Genomic DNA, 21,865 nt, shown 5'->3' on the forward strand with positions numbered 1-21,865 from the left:
AGCGCGCCCAAGCCCTTTGAATTTTCAGGGATTTCCGCTCGATAGAAAACTGTTATAGATCATTCACCCGGAGGGAGACTGGGACGGATGGTCGAATGATCGACAAGTTGGAATATTTTCTTGTGCTCGCCCGCGAGCAGCATTTTGGCCGCGCCGCCGTGGAGCTTGGCGTGACGCAACCCACGCTGTCGGCTGCGATCAAGCAGCTGGAGGACCAGCTGGGTGTCATGCTCGTCAAGCGCGGCTCGCGTTTCCAGGAGCTGACGCCGGAGGGCCAGCGCGTGCTCGAATGGGCGCGCCGCATCGTCGGCGACGTACGCACCCTGCGCGAGGAAATGCGAACCGCCCGCCGTGGCCTTTCCGGCCATGTCCGCATTGCGGCCATTCCGACCGCGCTCGCCATGGTTCCCTCGATCACCACGCCCTTCCGCGGGAAACATCCGAACGTCACCTTTTCCGTGCGGTCCTGCACGTCCCTTCAAGTGTTGTCCCTGCTGGAAAACTTCGAGATCGATATCGGCATCACATACATTGAGGACGAACCGCTCGGCCGTGTGGTGACGGTCCCGCTGTACTCCGAACGCTACTGCCTCATCACCGCTGTCGGCAACCAGTTCTCCGACCGCGACCACGTCACCTGGTCCGAGGTGGCGGCGCTGCCCCTTTGCCTGCTGACGCCGGACATGCAGAACCGCCGCATCATCGACAAGCATCTGCGTGAGGCCGGCGCCATCGTGCAGCCGACGCTTGAGTCGAACTCGATGATCCTGCTCTTCTCCCACATCCGCACGGGCAAGTGGGCCTCCATCATGCCCATGAACCTGACCGAAGTGCTGGGGCTCGCCGAACCGATACGCGCCATTCCCATCACTGAACCGGACGTTAGCCACCGCGTCGGCGTGGTCGCACTGGAACGCGAGCCGCACACTCCCATGGTATCCGCCCTCCTCTACGAAGCCAGACTGGCGGCAGATCGGCTCCCCGCGCGGGTCTGATAGTTTTTTTCTATCAAGTCACGGATCTGCAATATTGATCATTACCGGCTTCCGGTATCTGATGGCTGGGGAAGCAGCTTTTAGGAGGAGGCATGCCGGCCAATACCGAGATTATCGCATCCGTCACCCCCATCATCGAACGGTGGAAGGACGAGGAAGGTCCGCTCCTTCCGATCCTGAACGGGATCCTGCGCGAGCTCGGTTATGTCCCCCGGGAGGCCATCCCTGTCATTGCTGATGCGCTGAACCTTACGCGTGCGGACGTGTATGGCGTTGTCTCCTTCTATCACGACTACCGGCAGGAGCCTCCCGGCCGGCACGTCCTGAAGCTTTGCCGCGCGGAAGCCTGCCAGGCTCTGGGCGGCGAAGCGGTGGCCGAAAAGCTGCAGAAGCTTCTGGGTGTCCGGTTCGGTGAAACCTCCATCGACGGCTCCGTGACTCTCGAGCCCGTCTATTGCCTTGGTCTTTGCGCCTGCGGTCCCTCCGCCATGCTGGATGGCGAGGTGATCGGCCGCCTTGACGACGACAAGGTGGCAGAGATTGCGGCGGAGGTCCGTTCCTGATGACCCTGAAGATCTACATTCCCCGCGACTCCGGCGCCATCGCGCTTGGCGCGAACGAGGTGGCGCGTGCCCTGAAGGCAGAGATCGCCGCCCGCGGCCTCGACGCCCGCATCATCCGCAACGGCTCTCGCGGCCTCTACTGGCTCGAGCCCATGATGGAGCTGGAGACGCCGGCCGGCCGCGTGGCCTTCGGCCCGGTCAAACCGTCCGACGTTCCTTCGATTCTTGAGCATCACCTTTCCTCCGGCGGCCTCCCCCCACATTCCCTAGACCTGGGCCGTCCGGAGGAACTTCCGTACCTGGCGCGGCAGACGCGCCTGACCTTTGCCCGTTGCGGCGTCATCGATCCGGTATCGCTTGAGGACTACGAGGCCCATGGCGGCCTGCGCGGTCTTCGCAATGCCCTGGCGATGACGCCTGAGCAGATCGTGGCCGAGGTCACGGAATCGGGCCTGCGCGGCCGGGGTGGCGCGGGCTTTCCCACCGGCATTAAGTGGAAGACGGTGCTGGAAGCTGCCGGTCCGCAGAAATACATCGTCTGCAACGCTGACGAGGGCGACTCCGGCACCTTCGCCGACCGCATGATCATGGAAGGCGATCCCTTCGTCCTCATCGAGGGCATGATCATCGCCGGCATCGCCGTCGGCGCCACGAAGGGCTACATCTACCTCCGCTCCGAATACCCGCATGCGGAAGTCACCCTCAACGAGGCCATCGGAGTCGCCCGCAAGGCCGGTCTGCTGGGCCCGAGCGTCCTTGGTTCCCGATATGCCTTCGACCTTCAAGTCCGCATGGGCGCGGGCGCCTATGTCTGCGGCGAGGAAACCGCCCTTCTCGATAGTCTGGAGGGCAAGCGCGGCATGGTCCGTGCCAAGCCGCCGCTCCCCGCCCATGTCGGCTTCCTCGGTCGCCCGACGGTGATCAACAACGTCATTTCGCTGGCTTCCGTCCCGATCATCCTCGACCGCGGTGCGGCCTTTTACCGGGACTTCGGCATGGGCCGCTCGCGCGGCACGATCCCGATCCAGCTCGCCGGCAATGTGAAATACGGGGGCCTGTTCGAGGCCGCCTTCGGCCTGACGCTCGGCGAGATCGTCGACGGCATTGGCGGCGGCACGGCCTCGGGCCGTCCGGTCCGTGCAGTGCAGGTGGGCGGCCCGCTGGGCGCCTATTTCCCGCGCGAGCTCTTCGACACGCCCTTCGACTACGAAGCTTTTGCCGCCAAGGATGGCCTGATCGGCCACGCCGGCATCGTCGTCTTCGACGACACGGTGGACATGCTGAAACAGGCCCGCTTCGCCATGGAATTCTGTGCGGTGGAATCCTGCGGCAAGTGCACGCCCTGCCGTATCGGCTCCACCCGTGGCGTCGAGGTGCTCGACCGCCTGGCCCAGAGCATTGAGCCGGAGCGCCAGCTGGAGATCGTGAAGGATCTCTGCAACACGATGAAGTTCGGATCTCTTTGCGCTCTTGGTGGTTTTACCCCATATCCGGTGATGAGCGCGATCACGCACTTCCCGGAAGATTTCCGCCCGGCGCCCGTGCGCCAGACCGCGGAATAGGAGATGCGCCATGTGCTTGGTAAATGAAATCGACTACGGCACGCCGGCCTCGAAGTCCGACCGTATGGTCACACTCGCCATCGATGGTCGCGAGGTCACTGTTCCGGAAGGAACATCCATCATGCGTGCGGCCCGCGAGGCGGGCATCGAAGTGCCCAAGCTATGCGCCAACGATATGGTGAAGGCCTTCGGCTCCTGCCGTCTCTGCCTTGTGGAGATCGACGGTCGCGCCGGCACGCCGGCTTCCTGCACCACCCCTGTTGCGGAAGGGTTGAAGGTTTTCACCACCACCGAGCGGGTCAACGCCATCCGCCGCGGTATCATGGAACTCTACATGTCGGACCATCCGGCGGATTGCCCCGCCTGCGCGGAGGGCGACTGCGAGATGGCCCGTATGGCGGAGAAGGTCGGCCTCACGGAAATCCGTTATGGCCGCGACGGCGAGAACCATGTTGTTCCGCGCATCCATGGCGACGTGAACCCGCATTTCCGCGAGCCGGATCTCTCGAACCCCTACTTCGCCTATGACCCGGCCAAGTGCATTGTCTGCTCGCTCTGCGTGCGCGCCTGCGCCGAGGTGCAGGGTACCTTCGCCCTGACCGTCGAGGGTCGCGGCTTCGAGAGCCGCATTGCCGCGAGCATGAACACCCCCTTCTTCGACTCCGAATGCGTGTCCTGCGGCGCCTGTGTGCAGGCCTGCCCGACCGGTGCGCTGCGCGAGAAATCGGTCATCGAGAAGGGCATGCCGGAATGGTCGGCCGTCACCACCTGCGCCTATTGCGGCGTCGGCTGCAGCTTCAAGGCCGAAATGCGCGGCGAGGAAGTCGTCCGCATGGTTCCCTACAAGGACGGCAAGGCCAACCACGGCCACTCCTGCGTCAAGGGCCGCTTCGCCTGGGGCTACACGAACCACAAGGATCGCATCCTGAACCCGATGATCCGCGAGAAGGTCACCGATCCTTGGCGCGAGGTGACCTGGGAAGAGGCATTTGCTCACATTGCGAAGGAATTCCGCCGCATCCAGTACCAGTACGGCCGCGGCGCCATCGGCGGCATCACCTCCTCCCGCTGCACCAATGAGGAGACCTACCTGGTCCAGAAACTGGTCCGCCAGGGCTTCGGCAACAACAACGTCGACACCTGCGCCCGCGTCTGCCATTCGCCCACGGGCTACGGCCTTCGCATGACCTACGGGACCTCCGCCGGTACGCAGGACTTTGACTCCGTCGATTACTCCGACGTGATCGTGATCATCGGCGCCAACCCCACCGATGCGCATCCGGTGTTCGGCTCCCGCATCAAGAAGCGCATCCGCGAGGGGGCCAGGCTAATCGTCATCGACCCGCGCCGGACAGACCTCGTCCGCAGCCCGCACGTGAAGGCCGACTATCACCTGGCCCTGCGCCCCGGCACCAACGTCGCCGTGCTCACCGCGCTGGCGCATGTGATCGTGTCCGAGGGCCTGGTCAACGAAGCCTTCGTGCGCGAGCGCTGCGACTGGGACGAGTTCCAGGACTGGGCCTCCTTCGTGCTGCAGCCCGAGAACAGCCCCGAGGCCGTCGAGAAGGTCTCCGGCGTCCCGGCCGAGATGATCCGTGCCGCCGCCCGCCTGTACGCCACCGGCGGCAACGCCGCCATCTACTACGGCCTCGGCGTCACCGAGCACAGCCAGGGCTCCACAGCCGTCATGGCCATCGCCAACCTCGCCATGGCGACGGGCAACATCGGCCGCCCGGGCGTCGGCGTGAACCCGCTGCGCGGCCAGAACAACGTGCAGGGTTCCTGCGACATGGGCTCGTTCCCGCACGAGTTCCCGGGCTACCGCCACGTCTCCGACGATGCGACCCGCGCAATCTACGAGGCCCTGTGGGGCGTGAAGCTCGACAGCGAGCCCGGCCTGCGCATCCCCAACATGCTGGATGCCGCCGTCGACGGCACCTTCAAGGGTATCTACATCCAGGGCGAAGACATCCTGCAGTCCGACCCCAATACCAAGCACGTGGCCGCTGGCCTCGCCGCCATGGAATGCGTGGTGGTCCAGGACCTGTTCCTGAACGAGACGGCCAACTATGCCCACGTCTTCCTGCCCGGCTCCACCTTCCTCGAAAAGGACGGCACTTTCACCAACGCCGAGCGCCGCATCAACCGCGTCCGCAAGGTGATGGAGCCAAAGTCCGGCTATGCCGACTGGGAGGTGACGCAAAAGCTTGCCCAAGCCATGGGCCTTGACTGGAACTACACCCATCCGTCCCAGATCATGGACGAGATCGCCGCGACCACGCCGAGCTTCGCCGGCGTGAGCTACGAGCTGCTTGACCGCGTCGGCTCCGTCCAGTGGCCCTGCAACGAGAAGGCTCCGCTCGGCACGCCGGTCATGCACGTCAACGGTTTCGTGCGCGGCAAGGGCCGCTTCATGCGGACGGCCTATGTCGCCACGGACGAGAAGGTCGGCCCGCGCTTCCCGTTGCTGCTGACCACCGGCCGTATCCTGTCCCAGTACAACGTCGGCGCTCAGACCCGCCGCACGGCCAACTCCATGTGGCATCCGGAAGATGTGCTGGAGATCCACCCGCACGATGCGGAGGATCGCGGCATCCGCGATGGCGACTATGTGAAGCTCGCGAGCCGCACGGGCGAAACCACCCTGAGGGCCAGGATCACCGACCGCGTGGCGCCGGGTGTGGTCTACACCACGTTCCACCACCCTGCGACCCAGGCCAACGTGGTGACGACCGAGTATTCCGACTGGGCAACCAACTGTCCGGAATACAAGGTCACGGCCGTTCAGGTCTCGCCGTCCAACGGCCCGACCGACTGGCAGCGCGACTATCGCGAGCACACGGAGAAGAGCCGCCGCATCATCTACGCAGAACCGGCCGAGTAAAAAGCCGGGGCGGAAGCGGTTGGGCAGGACGGTCATGATGAGCCGCAGGCACCGGAGTTTGCACGGTTGGGCGAGGGAGAAAGGGAAGATCTGGCCGTGACTTCCCCCCTCGCCACCTTCCCCCGCATCGCCCGCCGCCGCGACGGCATTCGCGAGGAACCCCGCACCCTTCCGGAGGAAGCGGCCGTCGCCTTTTCATATGGCGGCACCACCCATGCCGTGATGATGGCAACGCCGGCGGACCTCGAGGATTTCGCGCTGGGCTTCAGTCTCACCGAGGGTATCATCGCATCGCCGGATGAGATCGAAACCATCGATGTGCAGGATCTCGGCGTCGGTTTCGACGTGCAGATCCGGCTGAAAGACGCCGCCAACCACCGCTTCGAGGCCCGCCGCCGCCGTCTGGCGGGCCCCGTGGGCTGCGGTCTCTGCGGCATCGAATCCATCGAGGAGGCGATGCGCTCCGTCCCGTCGGTGCCGGGAACAGACGTCCGCCTCGCCCACGACCAGGTTGTCGCCGCCGTGCGCTTTCTCTCCGAGCGGCAGGTGCTCCACAAGGCAACGGGCGCGGTTCACGCCGCAGGACTCTACATGCCCGGCGAGGGCGTTGTCGCCGCCCGCGAGGATGTGGGCCGCCACAACGCGCTCGACAAGCTCGCCGGTGCCCTCGCCCGCATGAACGTGGCCGCGGGAACCGGCGCCGTCGTCATTACCAGCCGCGTCTCAGTGGAGATGGTGCAGAAATCTGCCGCCATCGGCGCGCCGGTCGTCATCGCCGTCTCCGCCCCGACCGCCCTTGCCGTGCGCACCGCGGAGACCGCCGGCATCACGCTGGTCGCCCTGGTTCGCGGCGAGGAGTATGATGTTTTCACCCATTCGGAACGCATAGGAGTGTCTGACCATGTCTCATCATGAGGGCCAGACGACGACCGACGAACGTCTCGTCTACATGGCGAATCAGATCGCGACCTTCTTCGAGACGCAGCCGGGAGAAAAGGCCGCTGCGGGCGTCGCGGATCACATCAACAGTTTCTGGGAACCGCGCATGCGCAAGCGCTTCCTGGAACTGGTCGAGAGCGGCAATGTCTCGCTGAAGCCCGCCGTCAAGGATGCAATCCCCCTTATCCGCCGCCCCCAGGACGCGGCCTGAGCCGGATGGCCGGTAGGGCAACGGTTTGAAGCTGATTTCGCGGGAATGCCGTAGGCTTGATGGCGCTGGCTGCCGTCTGGTCCTGTTCCGCAGCAAGCGGACGACCAATGAACCGCAGGGCAGCAGAACGACCGACAGGATTTGCGCACGCGCGCCCGCAGGCGGCCAATCGGAGGCTTAGTGCCGCCGCTTCGGACGCAGGCGCACGAGAATATCCACGTGGGCGATTTCCATGCCCTCGGGCGGCTCCGGCAGATTGGTCACCGACATGTTGCCATCGGGGATGTCAACCAGCCGCTCCTCGCCTTCATAGAAGAAGTGATGATGCTCGGAGGTATTCGTATCGAAATAGGTCCTCGAGCCCTCGACCGGCAGGATGCGCAGCATGCCCGCCTCGGTGAACTGGTGCAGAGTATTGTAGACGGTCGCAAGGGACACCTGGATACCGGCTGCCACCGCCTGCTCGTGCAGTTCCTCCGCCGAAACGTGGCGATGTTCTCCGCTTCCAAACAGAAGTCGGGCAAGGGCTATCCGCTGCCGCGTCGGCCGCAATCCGGCTTCGCGGACGCGGGCTTCCAGTTGGAAGATGTCCTGGTCGGTCAATTCGCTCAAGTCAGCCGCTTCCTTTGCTTGCTCCTTGGGGCGGCGCAAATGCTATGCCGCTTCCCTGATATATTCCGCGAGAATAATCCAATCAATAGCACGCGGAATGTTGATAAGTCGCGGTCATTTCTCCAGGAATTTGCGCTTCCGCGGTTTCCTACCGGAAAGAAGCTGTGATAGGGAGAATGAAAACATACCCCTGAGGCATCGGGTGTGAAGTGAGAAGGAATGATGGCGCAGAAGAAATCCAGCTACACCTATGAAGAGCTCCTAGCGTGTGCTCGCGGCGAATTGTTTGGCCCAGGCAATGCGCAGCTTCCCGCGCCTCCGATGCTGATGTTCGACCGGATCACGGAAGTGAGCGAGACCGGTGGCGAGTATGGAAAGGGCTATATCCGCGCCGAATTCGACATCAGGCCCGACCTCTGGTTCTTCCCCTGCCATTTCATCGGCGATCCGGTGATGCCCGGCTGCCTCGGCCTTGATGCCCTGTGGCAGCTGACCGGCTTCTTCCTGGGCTGGCTCGGTGAACCTGGCCGTGGCCGCGCCATTTCCACGGGTGAGGTCAAGTTCAGCGGCATGGTCACGCCGGCCACGAAGAAGGTCGAGTATGGCGTGGACTTCAAGCGCGTCATGCGCGGGCGCCTGGTGCTCGGCATCGCGGATGGATGGTTGAAAGCTGACGGCGAGACCATATACAAGGCTACCGACTTGCGGGTTGGCCTTTTCAGGCAGGATGCTTGATCGAGCCGCCTAACATTCAATTACGCGAGGGTGTCCTTCGGGGTGCCCAAGGAGAGACTATATGAGACGCGTCGTTGTCACGGGCCTCGGCATTGTTTCTTCCATTGGAAATAATGCCCAGGAAGTCACTGCATCCCTGCGCGAGGCAAAGTCCGGCATTTCCTTCTCGGAAGAGTTTGCAGAGCTTGGTTTCCGCTGCCAGGTCTGGGGCGAGCCAAATCTGGATCCGACGGAGCTGGTCGACCGCCGCGCCATGCGCTTCCTGTCCAAGGGAGCAGCCTGGAACCACATCGCCATGGAGCAGGCCATTGCCGACGCCGGCCTGACCGAAAAAGAAATCACCAGCGAGCGCACCGGTATCGTCATGGGCTCTGGCGGCCCATCCACCCGCGCGATCGTCGAGGCGGCCGACATCGTCCGCAAGAACAACAGCCCGAAGCGCATCGGCCCGTTTGCTGTGCCGAAGGCCATGTCCTCGACCGCTTCGGCCACACTTGCCACGTGGTTCAAGATCCACGGCGTGAACTATTCCATCTCGTCCGCCTGCGCGACGTCGTCACACTGCATCGGCAACGCCTACGAGCTGATCCAGTGGGGCAAGCAGGACCTGATCTTCGCTGGCGGCCACGAGGATCTGGACTGGACCATGTCCGATCTGTTCGACGCGATGGGTGCCATGTCCAGCAAGTATAATGACACGCCCGCCACGGCTTCGCGCGCCTATGACGTGTCGCGCGACGGTTTCGTCATTGCCGGCGGCGCCGGCGTCCTTGTCCTTGAGGAACTGGAGCATGCGAAGGCCCGCGGCGCCAGGATCTACGCCGAGGTGGTCGGCTATGGCGCGACGTCCGACGGCTACGACATGGTCGCGCCGTCCGGCGAAGGGGCGGTCCGCTGCATGCGTCAGGCTCTCTCCACGGTTCACGAGCCGATCGACTACATCAACACGCACGGCACCTCGACTCCCGTTGGCGACGCCGCCGAGATCAATGCCCTGCGTGAAGTCTTTGGCGACAATATCCCGCCTACGGCGTCCACCAAGTCCCTTACCGGACACTCTCTTGGTGCCGCCGGCGTTCAGGAAGCCATCTACTCCATCCTGCAGATGCAGGAGCGGTTCATCGCGGAAAGCGCGCACATTACGGAGCTCGACCCTGAGTTCGAGGGCGTGCCGATCGTTCGCAAGCGTATCGACAATGCGAAGATCGACACGGTTCTCTCCAACTCGTTCGGCTTCGGTGGCACCAACGCCACTCTGATCTTCCAGCGTTATAACGGCTAAGAGGAACCCTGCATGGAACTGTTGATGCAAGGCAAGCGCGGGGTGGTGATGGGAGTGGCCAACGACCACTCCATCGCTTGGGGGATTGCAAAGAAGCTTGCCGCCCACGGAGCTGAACTCGCGTTCACCTACCAGGGCGATGCCATTGGGCGTCGCGTGAAGCCGCTGGCCGCCCAGGTCGGTTCGGATTTCATCATGCCCTGCGATGTCGAAGACAGCGCCTCGATCGATGCCGTCTTCGCCGAGCTGAAGGAGCGGTGGGGAACCATCGACTTCCTGGTGCACGCCATCGGCTTCTCCGACCGCAACGAGCTTCGTGGTCTCTATGCCAACACCTCGAAGGAGAATTTCATCCGCACGATGGTGATCTCCTGCTACTCGTTCACGGAGGTCACCCGCAAGGCGGTGGAACTGATGCCCAATGGCGGCTCGGTACTGACGCTGACCTATGCAGGCTCCGTGCGCGTCATGCCGAACTACAACGTCATGGGCGTTGCCAAGGCCGGTCTCGAGGCGAGCGTTCGCTACCTCGCCAATGACTTCGGTCCGCGCGGCATCCGCGTGAACGCCATTTCGGCGGGCCCCGTCCGCACGCTTGCCGGTGCCGGCATTGCCGACGCGCGCCACATCTTCTCCTACCAGCAGCGCAACTCGCCCCTCCGCCGCAGCATCACCATTGACGATGTTGGCGGCTCCGCCCTTTACCTCCTGTCCGAGCTGGCGGCGGGTGTCACGGGCGAGATCCACTACGTGGACGCGGGCTACAACATCGTCTCGATGCCCGTGCTCGAGGAACTGAAGGCGAGCGGCGAGGCCCAGGAACGTGCCGAGGCGGCTGCTGCAGCCGCGGCGCTCTCCAACGCGAAGTAGCAGCCACATTCTGACGACGAAAAAGCCGCCCGTTGAGGCGGCTTTTTTGCATGTATGGACGACACCTGAAACAGCCCGGGAAAGCGGGGACCGTTCGCCCGTCTGAAATGGCTGTTGCCGCAGCCAGTCAAGCCCATTTTTCCTGTTTGCATCAGCCGGCTCGGCTCTTCTGCTTCTGCTCCCAACAGCCTGGCAACCTCGTACACGTGACAGTTGTTCTCTTAAACGTCAACAACCGTCTGGCATTACCTTAACGCCGTCCCCACAGCACCTTGTAGGTGTCATTCCGCCTGATCTCGCCGTGATCCGCAAAATGCTCCTTGAACACCGCCTCATAGGGCAGGCCGCGGTTGGCGACGAGGAACAGCCGCCCTCCCGGCTTGAGCGCCCCTGCGGCCACCCGGATCATGGCCTGACCGAGTTCCGGCTGCGCCGAGCGCGACTGGTGGAACGGCGGATTCATTACGATCGCATCGTAGCGCTCGGCAACCGGCTCGGTTGCCAGATCGTGCCAGAAGAAGCGGGCCGGCTTGCCCGGCGCCATGCGTGCGAAGTTCCGTTCGGCCGCGTCCAGCGACCGCTTGTGAGCCTCATAGAGGTCCACACCCGCGATCTCGTACTGTTTCGCGATCTCAACCGCGAGATACCCCCATCCGGCGCAGAAGTCGGCCACCCTGCCCGCCGACGCGACGAGTTTCTCCGGCAGACACTCGAGCAGAAGGCGGGATCCTTCGTCGATCCTCCCCTCGGAAAAACCACCGGATGCCGTCTCGAAACCTTCCGGCGTGAACAGGGGCTCGGGTCTCAGCTGCTCCAGAACGGATGTCGAGATCTCTTCGGGCCGCACGATCCAGAACACCACGCCGTGGTGCTTGGACATGTGGGCGGCAACCGGCACGACCCCCCCAATGCGCTTGGCGAAGCTTGGCGCGCCGTCCTTCTTGGTGCCTGCAGCCACGATCAACCCGCCGGGCTTCACCCGCGCCAGCGCCTCGCCGATGAGCCGTTCGTTCTCCCGCCGGTGACGGCTGAGCAGTACAAGGGCCAGGTCGAAACCGCCCTCGCCCGCCTCCGCGACAGTGCGGATGCCTGACCGCACAAGCGCAAGATGATCCGGACGGAAATCCTGTACCGCGACCACGTCCGCAGCGCTCTCATCCGGCATGCGGAAGCCAGCGGCACCGAGCACCAGCACGCGCTGTCCGGCCTGCGGCACGTCGAGGATTCCACGCTCGAAGGGGAACAGCAGTGTAGGCAAACCTTCGTTCATGATGAACTCCCGCATTTGTATCCCGTGAGATGGTTGAATCATGGGACGGTCCGCGACAGGCACGCGGGCATCTTCCGTCCGCAACGGTCCGACAGCCTCATATAGCAAAAGGGCGCGGAAGACCGCGCCCTCTGTCAGATCCTGCAGGCAAGATCAGCCCTGGGCGGCCTGATCTTCCTTCTTGTCCTTCTCGCGGACGATTTCCTTGCCAGTCTTCTGGTCCACGACCTTCATCGACAGGCGAACCTTGCCGCGCTCGTCGAAGCCCAGCAGCTTCACGAACACCTTGTCGCCTTCCTTGACGACGTCCGTGGTCTTCTGCACGCGCTCGCTGGAGAGCTGCGAGATATGGACCAGGCCGTCGCGCGGGCCGAAGAAGTTCACGAAGGCGCCGAAGTCGGCCGTCTTCACCACCGTTCCCTCGTAGATCTCGCCAACTTCCGGCTCGGCCACGATGGAGTGGATCCACTTGCGGGCCGCCTCGATCTCCTTCGCGTTGGAGGAGGCGATCTTCACCGTGCCGTCGTCCTCGATGTTGATCTTGGCACCGGTTTTCTCGACGATCTCGCGGATCACCTTGCCGCCCGTGCCGATCACGTCGCGGATCTTGTCGGTCGGGATCTGCATCACCTCGATGCGTGGCGCGAACTGGCCGAGTTCCGAACGGCTCTCGGTGATGGCCTTGGCCATCTCGTTCAGGATGTGCATGCGGCCTTCACGGGCCTGCTCGAGGGCGATCTTCATGATCTCCTCGGTGATGCCGGTGATCTTGATGTCCATCTGCAGCGAGGTGACGCCCTGGTCCGTACCGGCGACCTTGAAGTCCATGTCACCGAGGTGGTCCTCATCGCCCAGGATGTCGGACAGAACCGCAAAGCGGTCGCCTTCCTTGATGAGGCCCATGGCGATGCCGGCTACCGGCTTGGCGAGCGGCACGCCGGCGTCCATGAGGGCCAGCGAGGTACCGCAGACCGTCGCCATCGACGATGAACCGTTGGACTCGGTGATCTCGGAGACCACGCGGATCGTGTACGGGAACTGCTCCTGCGTCGGCAGCAGCGGATGGACTGCTCTCCATGCCAGCTTGCCGTGGCCGATCTCGCGGCGGCCCGGCGAACCGAGGCGACCGGCCTCGCCCACCGAGTACGGCGGGAAGTTGTAGTGCAGCATGAAGGTTTCTTTGTAGGTGCCGGTGAGCGAGTCGACGTACTGCTCGTCCTCGCCGGTGCCCAGCGTGGCCACCACCAGCGCCTGCGTTTCGCCGCGTGTGAACAGCGCGGAACCGTGCGTACGCGGCAGAACGCCGACCTCGGCGACGATCGGGCGGACCGTCTTCAGGTCGCGGCCGTCGATGCGCGTGCCGGTGTCGAGGATGTTCCAGCGGACGATCTTAGCCTGCAGGGCCTTGAACACCGTCGCGACCTGCTCGGCGTTCCACTTGCTCTCGGCCTCTTCGTCCTCGGGAAGGAAGATGGACTTCACCTTGGCCTTTGCAGCGTCGACGGCGGCATAGCGCTCCTGCTTGTCGACGATCTTGTAGGCGGCGCGCAAGTCATCCTCGATGACCTTGCGCATCTCGGCCTCGAGCTCGCTCAGGTCCTCGGGGAGGAACTCGCGCGGCTCCTTCGCCGCGACCTCGGCCAGCTTGATGATTGCGTCGATCACCGACTGGTAATGGCGGTGACCGAACATCACGGCGCCGAGCATCACGTCTTCCGGCAGCTGCTGGGCTTCCGACTCGACCATCAGCACGGCCTCGGACGTACCGGCCACGACGAGGTCAAGCTTCGATTCCTCCATCTCGTCGATATGCGGGTTCAGCACGTACTCGCCGTTGATGTAGCCCACGCGGGCAGCACCGATCGGGCCCATGAACGGCACGCCGGACAGCGTCAGCGCGGCCGAGGTGGCGACCATCGCCAGGATGTCCGGATCATTCTCCAGGTCGTGCTGGAGAACCGTCACGATGACCTGGGTCTCGTTCTTGTACCCTTCCACGAACAGCGGACGGATCGGGCGGTCGATGAGACGCGAGACCAGCGTCTCGTTCTCGGTCGGACGGCCCTCACGCTTGAAGTAACCGCCGGGGATCTTGCCGGCTGCAAACGACTTTTCCTGATAATTGACGGTCAGCGGGAAGAAGTCCTGGCCCGGCTTCGGCTCCTTGGCGGAGACGACGGTCGCCAGAACAACGGTCTCGCCGTAGGTCGCCAGAACGGCGCCATCGGCCTGCCTTGCGATCTTGCCCGTCTCGAGGATGAGCGGACGCCCACCCCATTCGATCTGTACTTTATGTTCCTTGAACATGTCTTGTCCTTACGTATTGGACTGCTGCCACCGTGGCGCAGCCCGTCTTCCAGTTCGCGGACCAGTCATGGGCAAGACAACAGGGAGCTTGTGCTGTTACGGCAAGCGACCTGCAATCCTGCCCCATGACCTATCCATTTCAGCCTCGCGTCGAACGCGAACTTCATTCTTGAAAGCGGGCCTTTCTGCGGAAAGGCCCGCTTTCAGTATTAGCGGCGCAGACCCAGCTTTTCGATCAAGGCCTGGTAGCGCGCCTCATCCTTCCTCTTCAGGTAGTCGAGGAGGCGGCGGCGCTGCGAAACGAGCTTCAGGAGGCCACGGCGGGAATGGTTGTCCTTCTTGTGGTCCTTGAAGTGCTCGGTCAGGTTCTTGATGCGCTCCGACAGGATGGCAACCTGCACCTCGGGCGAACCGGTGTCGCCGTTGGCGGTTGCAAAAGCCTGCAGGATCTCTTTCTTGCGCTCAGCAGTAATCGACATCGAAAGTCCTTTCTAATTACAGGAGGATAAAGCCGCCCATAGCCGAGATGTCGTCCAGCCAGGGTCGCAGGCCATGCACCATGCACGCCGATATCTGGCGCATATAGGCTATTGTGCAGCGATTTGCTACAAAAAACCGCGGGCGGACTGCGGATATTTCACTCCGCCACGGCTGTCTGGGCAATGACATGCTCCGGCGCGATGCGTGCCACGGGTATCCTGAAGATGCACTCCAGTCCGTTCGGATGGAAGTTGCGCTCTATCTCCGCTTCAAAGCTTCCCCCGAGCATCCGCTCGATGATTTCGGTGCCGAACCCCCTGCGATTGACCGGTTTGCGACGCGGACGGTTGACCTGTTCCCGCCAGATGAACACCAGCCGTTCGCCATCCATCGTCCAGGAGACATGGACGCTGCCGCCTGCCGAGGAAAACGCGCCATACTTGGACGCATTCGTGGCCAGTTCGTGGATCGCCAATCCGATCGTCTGGGCCGCCTGGTTCGCCAGACGGAAGGTCGGGCCGTCGAGGGACAGCCGTTCAGCTTCCTCGGGTCTGAAGGGCTCCACTTGCACCGTGATCAGCTCCCTGAGCTCCACGCCGGCGGCGCCTCCCGCGATCAGCAGGTCGGTCGAGCGCGCCAGGCCGTAGAGCCGTTTCTGGAAGGAGTCCAGGAAGGATGGCAGCGACCGCGCATGACGCGCGTTCTGCTTTGCCATCGACGAGACGACGGTCAGCTGGTTCTTGGCCCGATGGGCAACCTCCCGCATCAGCAGACGGATTTCGTTTTCCGCATGCTTGCGGTTCCTTGCGGCCTCCGCCAGGGCGCTTGAGACCGTGGTCATTTCCGCCACCGGATAGACATGGGCCATCACCGTCTCGCCGGAACCAACCCGCCGCGCATCCGCCGCAAGCTCGCGCATCGGGCGCGTAATCTGCCGGCCCACGAGCCAGGCGGTGATCGTTGCAATGGCGATGACGATGACGCTCCCGCCGAGCAGCAGCAGCAACGTCTTGCGCATGGGAGCCTCGATCACCGAGACCGGCGCCCAGACCACCACACGCCAGCCGCTGAAATTCGATTCATCCGTAACGATGAGGTAAGTCTCCTTGTCGCGCGGATTGGTGCTGGTTGCCAGCTGCATCGACCGCCCGCCGTCGATCGAGATGAAGAAGGGGCGACCGACGAGATCGGTCCCCGCGGTCGACGCCGCCACCCTGTTTTCCCTGTCCAGGAGCGTTACGTTCCAGCCCCCCCGCAGGCGGTGCTGCGACAGCGTCGAGGCCAGCGAATTCACTTCCTGGGTGAGGATCAGCAGCTTTGGTTCCTGGTTGGGCAGGAACACGGGCAGGATCACGTCGAACACCCACTTTCTCGACACCGGACCGAAGAAGATGTCCGAAATCGAGGTGGCTCGCGATGCCAGTGCCGCTTCGGCAAGATGCGGGTTGCCTGGCGGCCCGAGCGCCGTGCCATAGGGCACGAGCGTGTTCAGCAGCTGGTTGAAACGATTGTCCACTAGGGCGAGGTGCGAATTCGTGCCCTTCAGGGCATCCGTCGCACGCTTGTAGAAGTTCGGCATGTCCTGCTCAAGCAGCGTCGGCGACGAAGCCATGATACGCAGCGTCGTCATCACGCCGTTCAGCTCGCGGTCAACCGCCTCCGCTATGGATGCGGCCATACCCGCGGCCAGGGTGGCGGCGATCTCGCGCTGTGCGAGGTCGTTGCGCTTGATGAGCACCACCGAAATCCCGAGCGCCGGAATGATGATGGCAGCAATCAGCAGAGACAGGAAGACGCCAATGGGCTTGGGTCCCGCCCACCATGCAAGGAAGCGTTGGACAGACCGTCCCGGGGCCCAGCCCTCCCGATATGTTTGCTCGGCTCCTGCTTCCTGCATCGCACATCCAACCGGTTTCGCACATTAATGCAGAAACGACGGAACCGTTGCAATCAAAGCCCGCGTCACTTTGGCAAGTCGAGCAGAAATTTCAATGAGTTATCCGGAAAAAGACAATGATTTTCGACTATTGTACTGCTCCGTCACACCATTTCCCTCATGCTTGTCAGGAACATGACTGACGAAGACTGCTCATTTTCGGGCTGATCTCCATGCGAAAATGGCGCGAGAATTCTTCCCGCGCCACTGGAATGACTGTTACCGGTACGGATCTGCCGAGGCGGCGCCGTCAGGCCGAAAAGACCCTACGTGGTTTGAACATACCCTGCTCGATCACGCCGATGGCGAGCAGCCTGCCGCGAACGCTGGCCCAGGCCTCCGGAGCCTCGATCGGCGCGTTGCGTCCGCGAACAATGACGGGATTGCCCATGCGGACACGCTGGGCGGCATCCTCGTGCAGCGGCACTTCGGGAATGCCTTCCATGGCCGCCTCGGTGCCGAGCAGGTACTGGTCGAGGATTGCGAAGCGCTCCTCCTCGTCGGCAGCCTCGTTAGCCGCTTCGACGAGCGTGTCCAGCGCCACCATATGGTCTTCCGTGAAGGGATAGACCTCCGTCCGGCGCAGATCCGAAATGTAGCCGTAGCAACCGAGGTCACGGCCCATGTCACGCGCGAGCGACCGCACGTAGGTGCCCTTGCCGCACTCGACTTCCATCACCACGCGGTCAACATCCGGCACGTCCACGATATCGAGACGCAGGATTTCCACTTCGCGCGGTGCGATCTCGACCTCGGCGCCCTCCCGAGCAAGGTCGTAGGCCCGCTCGCCGTCGATCTTGATGGCCGAGAAGGTCGGCGGCACCTGCATGATCACGCCCGTGTACGTCGACAGCAGCGCCTCGATCTCCTCGCGCGTGGGCCGCTTGTCGGATGTCTTGGTGACGGACCCCTCCAGGTCATCGGTCGTCCGCTCCTCGCCCCACGTGATCGTGAACCGGTAGACCTTCACGCCATCCATCACGTAGGGAACGGTCTTGGTGGCATCGCCCAGGGCGATGGGAAGCAGGCCGGATGCCAGTGGATCGAGCGTGCCGGCATGGCCGGCCTTCTGCGCGCCGAAGAGCCACTTGATCTTGGAGACGGCATCCGTGGAGCCCATCTTGTAGGGCTTGTCCAGCACAATCCATCCGGAAACGGGCCTGCCTTTTTTCTTGCCTCTTCGCGCCATCAACGATCTCTTTCATTCACACGGGGCAGTCAGGCTTCCAGAACCCTGAACGGCCCCAACCTGTTTGTCTTTTTTCGCGGCTCTGCCCGAAAACCGGCAGCCGGCTTTCCGCGAACCGCCTCACGATAACCTTCCGAATGGCCTCCCGGTGCCCGAGCCGGGCAGCGCACGGGGCGGCATGTTTGCGGAAGATGGTGCTTCAGGAGAAATTACTCTTTTTCACCCTCGTCATCATCCTGGCCCAAATCCCTGGAGACTTCGGGCGACCGGAGCAGACGATCGATCTTGGCGAAATTGTCGAAGCTGGTGTCGATGCGGAACCGGAACTCCGGCATGTATTTCATCTGCTTGAGGTCTGCCGCCGCACGGCCGCGGATGAAGCGGGCCAGGCGGTTGAGAGCGGCCACCACCGCCTCCTTGTCGCCGCCGAGCGGCGACACGAAGGCCGTGGCGATCTTCAGATCCGGCGACATCCGCACTTCCGAAACGGAAATGACAACGCCCTCAAGCGCGGGATCCCGCAGCGTCTCACGCTGAAAGATCTGCGCAAGTGTATGGCGGACCTGTTCGCCTACGCGAAGCTGGCGCTGTGAAGGAGCGTTGGACATGGCGAATCTTCTTGAAAATCAGTGCCCACGGATGCCCCAACGGGCACCCGTGACGCAGACCAGTCTATCCCTGAAGCAGGCCGCCACCGCTGCCGGTGGCGGCTGGACACATCAAAGCGTGCGGGTGATGTGCTCGACGCGGAACGCCTCGATGATGTCGCCCACGCGGATGTCTTCGTAATTCTCGAAGGCCATGCCGCACTCCTGCCCCGCCGGCACTTCCGAGACTTCGTCCTTGAAGCGCTTGAGGGTCTTGAGCTTGCCTTCGTGAATGACGACGTTGTCGCGGATGAGGCGGACACCTGCGCCACGCTCGACCTTGCCTTCGGTGACGCGGCAGCCGGCGACCTTGCCCACCTTGGTGATGTTGAAGACCTCGAGGATCTCCGCATTGCCGAGGAAGGTCTCGCGCCGCTCCGGCGTCAGCAGGCCCGACATCGCCGCCTTGATATCATCAATAAGGTCATAGATGATGTTGTAGTAGCGGATTTCGATGCCGGCGCGCTCCGCCGCGTCACGCGCCTGCTTGTTGGCGCGGACGTTGAAGCCGATGATCGCCGCCCCTGCCGTCTCGGCCAGTGAGACGTCGCTCTCGGTAATGGCGCCCGCGGCCGAATGCACGATCCGCGCACGCACCTCGTCGGTGCCGAGCTTCTCGATCGCCGCGACGATCGCCTCCACCGAGCCCTGGACATCCGCCTTGACGATGAGCGGGAACTCCTTGAGACCGGCGCGCTGCAGCTGGGACATCATCTGTTCCAGCGAGCCGCGCTGGCCGGCCTGGCGGGCGACGGCGCGCTCGCGGGCCTTGCGCGTGCGATACTCGGAAATCTCGCGGGCACGGGCCTCCGAGTCGACCACCGCGAAGCGGTCGCCCGCCTGCGGCGTGCCCTGCAGGCCAAGTATCTCCACCGGCGTGGACGGGCCGGCGGCCTTGATCTGCTGGCCGCGGTCGTTGATGAGTGCGCGCACGCGGCCCCACTCGTTGCCGGCCACGATGATGTCGCCGGGGTGGAGCGTGCCCTTCTGCACCAGCGCCGTGGCAACGGGACCGCGACCGCGGTCGAGCTTCGCCTCGACGATGGCGCCTTCGGCCGTGCGGTTCGGGTTGGCCTTCAGCTCCAGAATTTCCGCCTGCAGCAGGATCGCCTCGAGCAGCTTGTCCAGGTTGATCTTCTTGAGCGCCGAAACCTCGACATCGAGGACATCGCCGCCCATGGACTCCACGAACACCTCGTGCTGGAGGAGCTCCGTGCGGACCTTCTGCGGATCGGCCTGAGGCTTGTCGATCTTGTTGATCGCCACGATGATCGGAACGCCGGCCGCCTTCGCGTGGTTGATGGATTCGACCGTCTGCGGCATCACGCTGTCGTCAGCGGCCACCACCAGCACGGCGATGTCCGTCACCTGAGCGCCGCGGGCGCGCATGGCAGTGAAGGCCTCGTGGCCGGGCGTGTCGATGAAGGTGATGAGCTGGCCGCTCTGCTCGATCTGATAAGCGCCGATATGCTGGGTGATGCCGCCAGCCTCGCCCCCGGCCACATTGGCATGGCGCAGGGCGTCGAGCAGCGACGTCTTACCGTGGTCGACGTGGCCCATGATCGTGACGACCGGGGGACGCGGAACCAGCGTGGACGGATCGTCCTCAATGTTGAACAGGCCTTCCTCCACATCGGATTCGGACACGCGCTTGACCGTGTGGCCGAAGTCGGTAGCCACGAGTTCCGCCGTGTCGGCGTCGATCACATCGCCGGGCTTGATGATCTGGCCCTGCTTCATGAAGTACTTGACCACGTCCACCACGCGCTCTGCCATGCGCTGGGCCAGCTCCTGAACCGTGATGGTCTCGGGCAGGACGACCTCGCGGACGACCTTCTCGCGCTGCTCCTGCTGCTGGGCGCGCTTAAACTTCTCCTGTCGGCGGCGCATCGCCGACAGCGAGCGGCTGCGGCCGCCTTCCTCATCCGACGTCAGAGCGGAGTTGAGCGTGAGCTTGCCGCGACGGCGGTCCTCCACGCCCTTCTTGACCGGACGGCTGACCGCTTCCTTGGCCGGGCCGCGGCGCGGATCGATCTCGTCGTCATCGTCGAGCAGCTTCTTGCCCGGCACCTTGGCGGCGGGCTTGGCCGGAGCGGCCTCTTCGGCGGGACGCACGGGACCACCGGCCGGACGACGCCCAGCATCGGCCGGTCGGGCACCCTCGGCGCGCTGAGCCTGCGGCTGCGGACGGCGCGCCTCGGCACCCCCCGTCTGCGCGGGGGCAGCGGCGGCGCGACGGGCTGCCTCTTCCTCAGCGCGGGCGCGGGCGTCGGCTTCCGCCTTCAGACGGGCCTCTTCCTCGGCCTGACGGCGCGCGGATTCCTCGGCCTCCCTGCGGCGGCGCTCTTCCTCTTCGGCGCGGCGCTTGGCTTCAAGCTCGGCGGCGCGGCGGCGTTCTTCAGCCTCACGCAGCTTGGAGTCCTGCAGAGCGCGGCGGCGAGCTTCGATCTCGCTCGGCGACAGCTCGTTCAGAACCACGCCGGTCCGCTGCTGCGGACGCGGGGTCTCGCGGCGCGGCTGCTGCTGCGCCTGCTGCGAAGCGGCAGGACGCGGCTTGGGTGCAGGCGCAGAAGGTTCCGGGCTGCCGTCGGGGCGCGAAAATTTGCGCTTCTTGGTTTCGACGACGACAGCCTTCGTGCGTCCATGCGAAAAACTCTGCCGCACAGTTCCCTGTTCGGGGCGCTTGAGCGTCAGCGTCTTCTTCGGATTGACGCCGAGCGTCTTGTCTTCACCAGTCTTACTATCAGTCATTCCCTATCCTCTGCGGCTCCCGCCGCGGCCGACGCCAGATTATCGTGACCTTCGCCCCGATATGCGGCAAGCATCTTCATGCGTTTCAGCGCTGCCTCGCCAGCGCCCTGGCCAAGCACCGCTGCATGTATCACATTTGTTGCCCCCATGGCCAAACTCATTTCCTCGGAGGAAAAAAGTTTGAACGCCGGCACCCGATGTCCGCAGGCATGGGCCACCGCCTTCCGAGCGGCAAGTATCTTGCGGACTCCGTCGGGCGATGCGTCAATCGCATGAACAACCGCGATTGCTTTACCGCTGCGCACGGCAGCATCCACTTTCGTCGCTCCCAATGCCACGGCTCCGGCCTTTCGCGCAAGACCAAGAGCGCCCAAAGTTGACGATACCATGAGAGAATCGACCATTTCGGCCAAATTCTCCGGCACGACAACCGGCGCTCTCAGCGCTTTTGCAAACAGGTTTCGGGCCGCGGCCTTCTCTACCAGGTGCCTTTCGGCAACAACCCAACAGCCACGTCCGGGCAGCTTGTGCTTGAGATCAGGAACGACCGTACCGTCGGGCCCCGCGACGAACCGGATCATTTCGTCCGGATCCCGCGTTTCCCGTGTCACTATACATGTGCGGTCGTTCAT

General features: G+C 63.7%; 17 protein-coding genes and 1 pseudogene. 9 read left to right on the forward strand and 9 right to left on the reverse strand.

The genetic code is table 11. From position 1 onward, the window contains the following. The first annotated feature begins 95 nt into the window (after window positions 1-95). From ABD906_RS00080 to ABD906_RS00105, 6 genes are all read left to right on the forward strand, one after another. Window positions 96-995, forward strand: a complete 900-nt coding sequence (locus tag ABD906_RS00080) for a LysR family transcriptional regulator (RefSeq protein ID WP_345097538.1) — start codon at window positions 96-98, stop codon at window positions 993-995. A 92-nt stretch (window positions 996-1,087) separates the two neighbouring features. Next, window positions 1,088-1,558, forward strand: coding sequence for a formate dehydrogenase subunit gamma (locus tag ABD906_RS00085; protein WP_345097539.1), 471 nt, complete (start codon window positions 1,088-1,090; stop codon window positions 1,556-1,558). Beyond that, entirely contained in the window at window positions 1,558-3,120 is a 1,563-nt protein-coding gene (locus ABD906_RS00090) for a formate dehydrogenase beta subunit (RefSeq protein ID WP_345097540.1), read from the forward strand. Before ABD906_RS00085 ends, ABD906_RS00090 begins: the two co-directional genes overlap by 1 nt. Before the next feature lie 10 nt (window positions 3,121-3,130). Next, a complete protein-coding gene (gene fdhF / locus ABD906_RS00095; RefSeq protein WP_345097541.1) occupies window positions 3,131-6,004 on the forward strand; it encodes a formate dehydrogenase subunit alpha in 2,874 nt (957 codons plus the stop codon). A 96-nt stretch (window positions 6,005-6,100) separates the two neighbouring features. Beyond that, window positions 6,101-6,919, forward strand: coding sequence for a formate dehydrogenase accessory sulfurtransferase FdhD (gene fdhD, locus ABD906_RS00100; protein WP_378187668.1), 819 nt, complete (start codon window positions 6,101-6,103; stop codon window positions 6,917-6,919). Next, window positions 6,906-7,154 (forward strand): formate dehydrogenase subunit delta, encoded by a 249-nt coding sequence (locus ABD906_RS00105; protein WP_345097542.1) that lies wholly within the window; start codon window positions 6,906-6,908, stop codon window positions 7,152-7,154. Before fdhD ends, ABD906_RS00105 begins: the two co-directional genes overlap by 14 nt. 177 nt (window positions 7,155-7,331) lie before the next feature. Here ABD906_RS00105 and irrA read toward each other — a convergent pair whose 3' ends face one another. Continuing rightward, window positions 7,332-7,766, reverse strand: a complete 435-nt coding sequence (gene irrA, locus ABD906_RS00110; RefSeq protein ID WP_345097543.1) for an iron response transcriptional regulator IrrA — start codon at window positions 7,764-7,766, stop codon at window positions 7,332-7,334. Window positions 7,767-7,988: 222 nt separating this feature from the next. On the opposite strand from irrA, the gene fabA reads away from it, so the two are divergent. The 3 genes from fabA (at window position 7,989) to fabI (ending at window position 10,653) form a co-directional block, all read left to right on the forward strand. Then, window positions 7,989-8,501: a 3-hydroxyacyl-[acyl-carrier-protein] dehydratase FabA gene (gene fabA / locus ABD906_RS00115; protein WP_345097605.1), complete on the forward strand. Its 513-nt coding sequence runs from the start codon at window positions 7,989-7,991 to the stop codon at window positions 8,499-8,501. A gap of 61 nt (window positions 8,502-8,562) precedes the next feature. Further along, window positions 8,563-9,783, forward strand: a complete 1,221-nt coding sequence (fabB, locus tag ABD906_RS00120; RefSeq protein WP_345097544.1) for a beta-ketoacyl-ACP synthase I — start codon at window positions 8,563-8,565, stop codon at window positions 9,781-9,783. A 12-nt stretch (window positions 9,784-9,795) separates the two neighbouring features. Continuing rightward, entirely contained in the window at window positions 9,796-10,653 is an 858-nt protein-coding gene (gene fabI / locus ABD906_RS00125; RefSeq protein ID WP_345097545.1) for an enoyl-ACP reductase FabI, read from the forward strand. A 250-nt stretch (window positions 10,654-10,903) separates the two neighbouring features. Here the strand turns inward: fabI and ABD906_RS00130 are convergent, their stop codons facing one another. The 8 genes and pseudogenes from ABD906_RS00130 to ABD906_RS00165 all read right to left on the reverse strand — a co-directional run bounded on the left by ABD906_RS00130 (window position 10,904) and on the right by ABD906_RS00165 (window position 21,865). Continuing rightward, window positions 10,904-11,923, reverse strand: coding sequence for a class I SAM-dependent methyltransferase (locus tag ABD906_RS00130; RefSeq protein ID WP_345097546.1), 1,020 nt, complete (start codon window positions 11,921-11,923; stop codon window positions 10,904-10,906). 153 nt (window positions 11,924-12,076) lie between these two features. Then, window positions 12,077-14,230 carry a polyribonucleotide nucleotidyltransferase gene (gene pnp / locus ABD906_RS00135; RefSeq protein ID WP_345097547.1) on the reverse strand — a complete coding sequence of 718 codons (2,154 nt, stop codon included), beginning with the start codon at window positions 14,228-14,230 and terminating at the stop codon, window positions 12,077-12,079. Window positions 14,231-14,439: 209 nt separating this feature from the next. Continuing rightward, window positions 14,440-14,709, reverse strand: coding sequence for a 30S ribosomal protein S15 (rpsO, locus tag ABD906_RS00140; protein ID WP_345097548.1), 270 nt, complete (start codon window positions 14,707-14,709; stop codon window positions 14,440-14,442). A gap of 158 nt (window positions 14,710-14,867) precedes the next feature. Continuing rightward, complete coding sequence (locus ABD906_RS00145; RefSeq protein WP_345097549.1) at window positions 14,868-16,607, reverse strand: sensor histidine kinase; 1,740 nt, start codon at window positions 16,605-16,607, stop codon at window positions 14,868-14,870. A gap of 289 nt (window positions 16,608-16,896) precedes the next feature. After that, complete coding sequence (gene truB, locus ABD906_RS00150) at window positions 16,897-17,835, reverse strand: tRNA pseudouridine(55) synthase TruB (RefSeq protein ID WP_345097550.1); 939 nt, start codon at window positions 17,833-17,835, stop codon at window positions 16,897-16,899. A gap of 209 nt (window positions 17,836-18,044) precedes the next feature. Next, window positions 18,045-18,443 (reverse strand): 30S ribosome-binding factor RbfA, encoded by a 399-nt coding sequence (rbfA, locus tag ABD906_RS00155; protein WP_345097551.1) that lies wholly within the window; start codon window positions 18,441-18,443, stop codon window positions 18,045-18,047. 111 nt (window positions 18,444-18,554) lie between these two features. Then, window positions 18,555-21,221 (reverse strand): annotated as a pseudogene (infB, locus tag ABD906_RS00160) (translation initiation factor IF-2); the annotation flags it as partial. An 8-nt stretch (window positions 21,222-21,229) separates the two neighbouring features. Further along, entirely contained in the window at window positions 21,230-21,865 is a 636-nt protein-coding gene (locus tag ABD906_RS00165; RefSeq protein WP_345097553.1) for an RNA-binding protein, read from the reverse strand.

The organism is Chelativorans composti (assembly GCF_039541695.1).
In the GTDB taxonomy this organism is placed as follows: Bacteria; Pseudomonadota; Alphaproteobacteria; order Rhizobiales; family Rhizobiaceae; genus Chelativorans; species Chelativorans composti.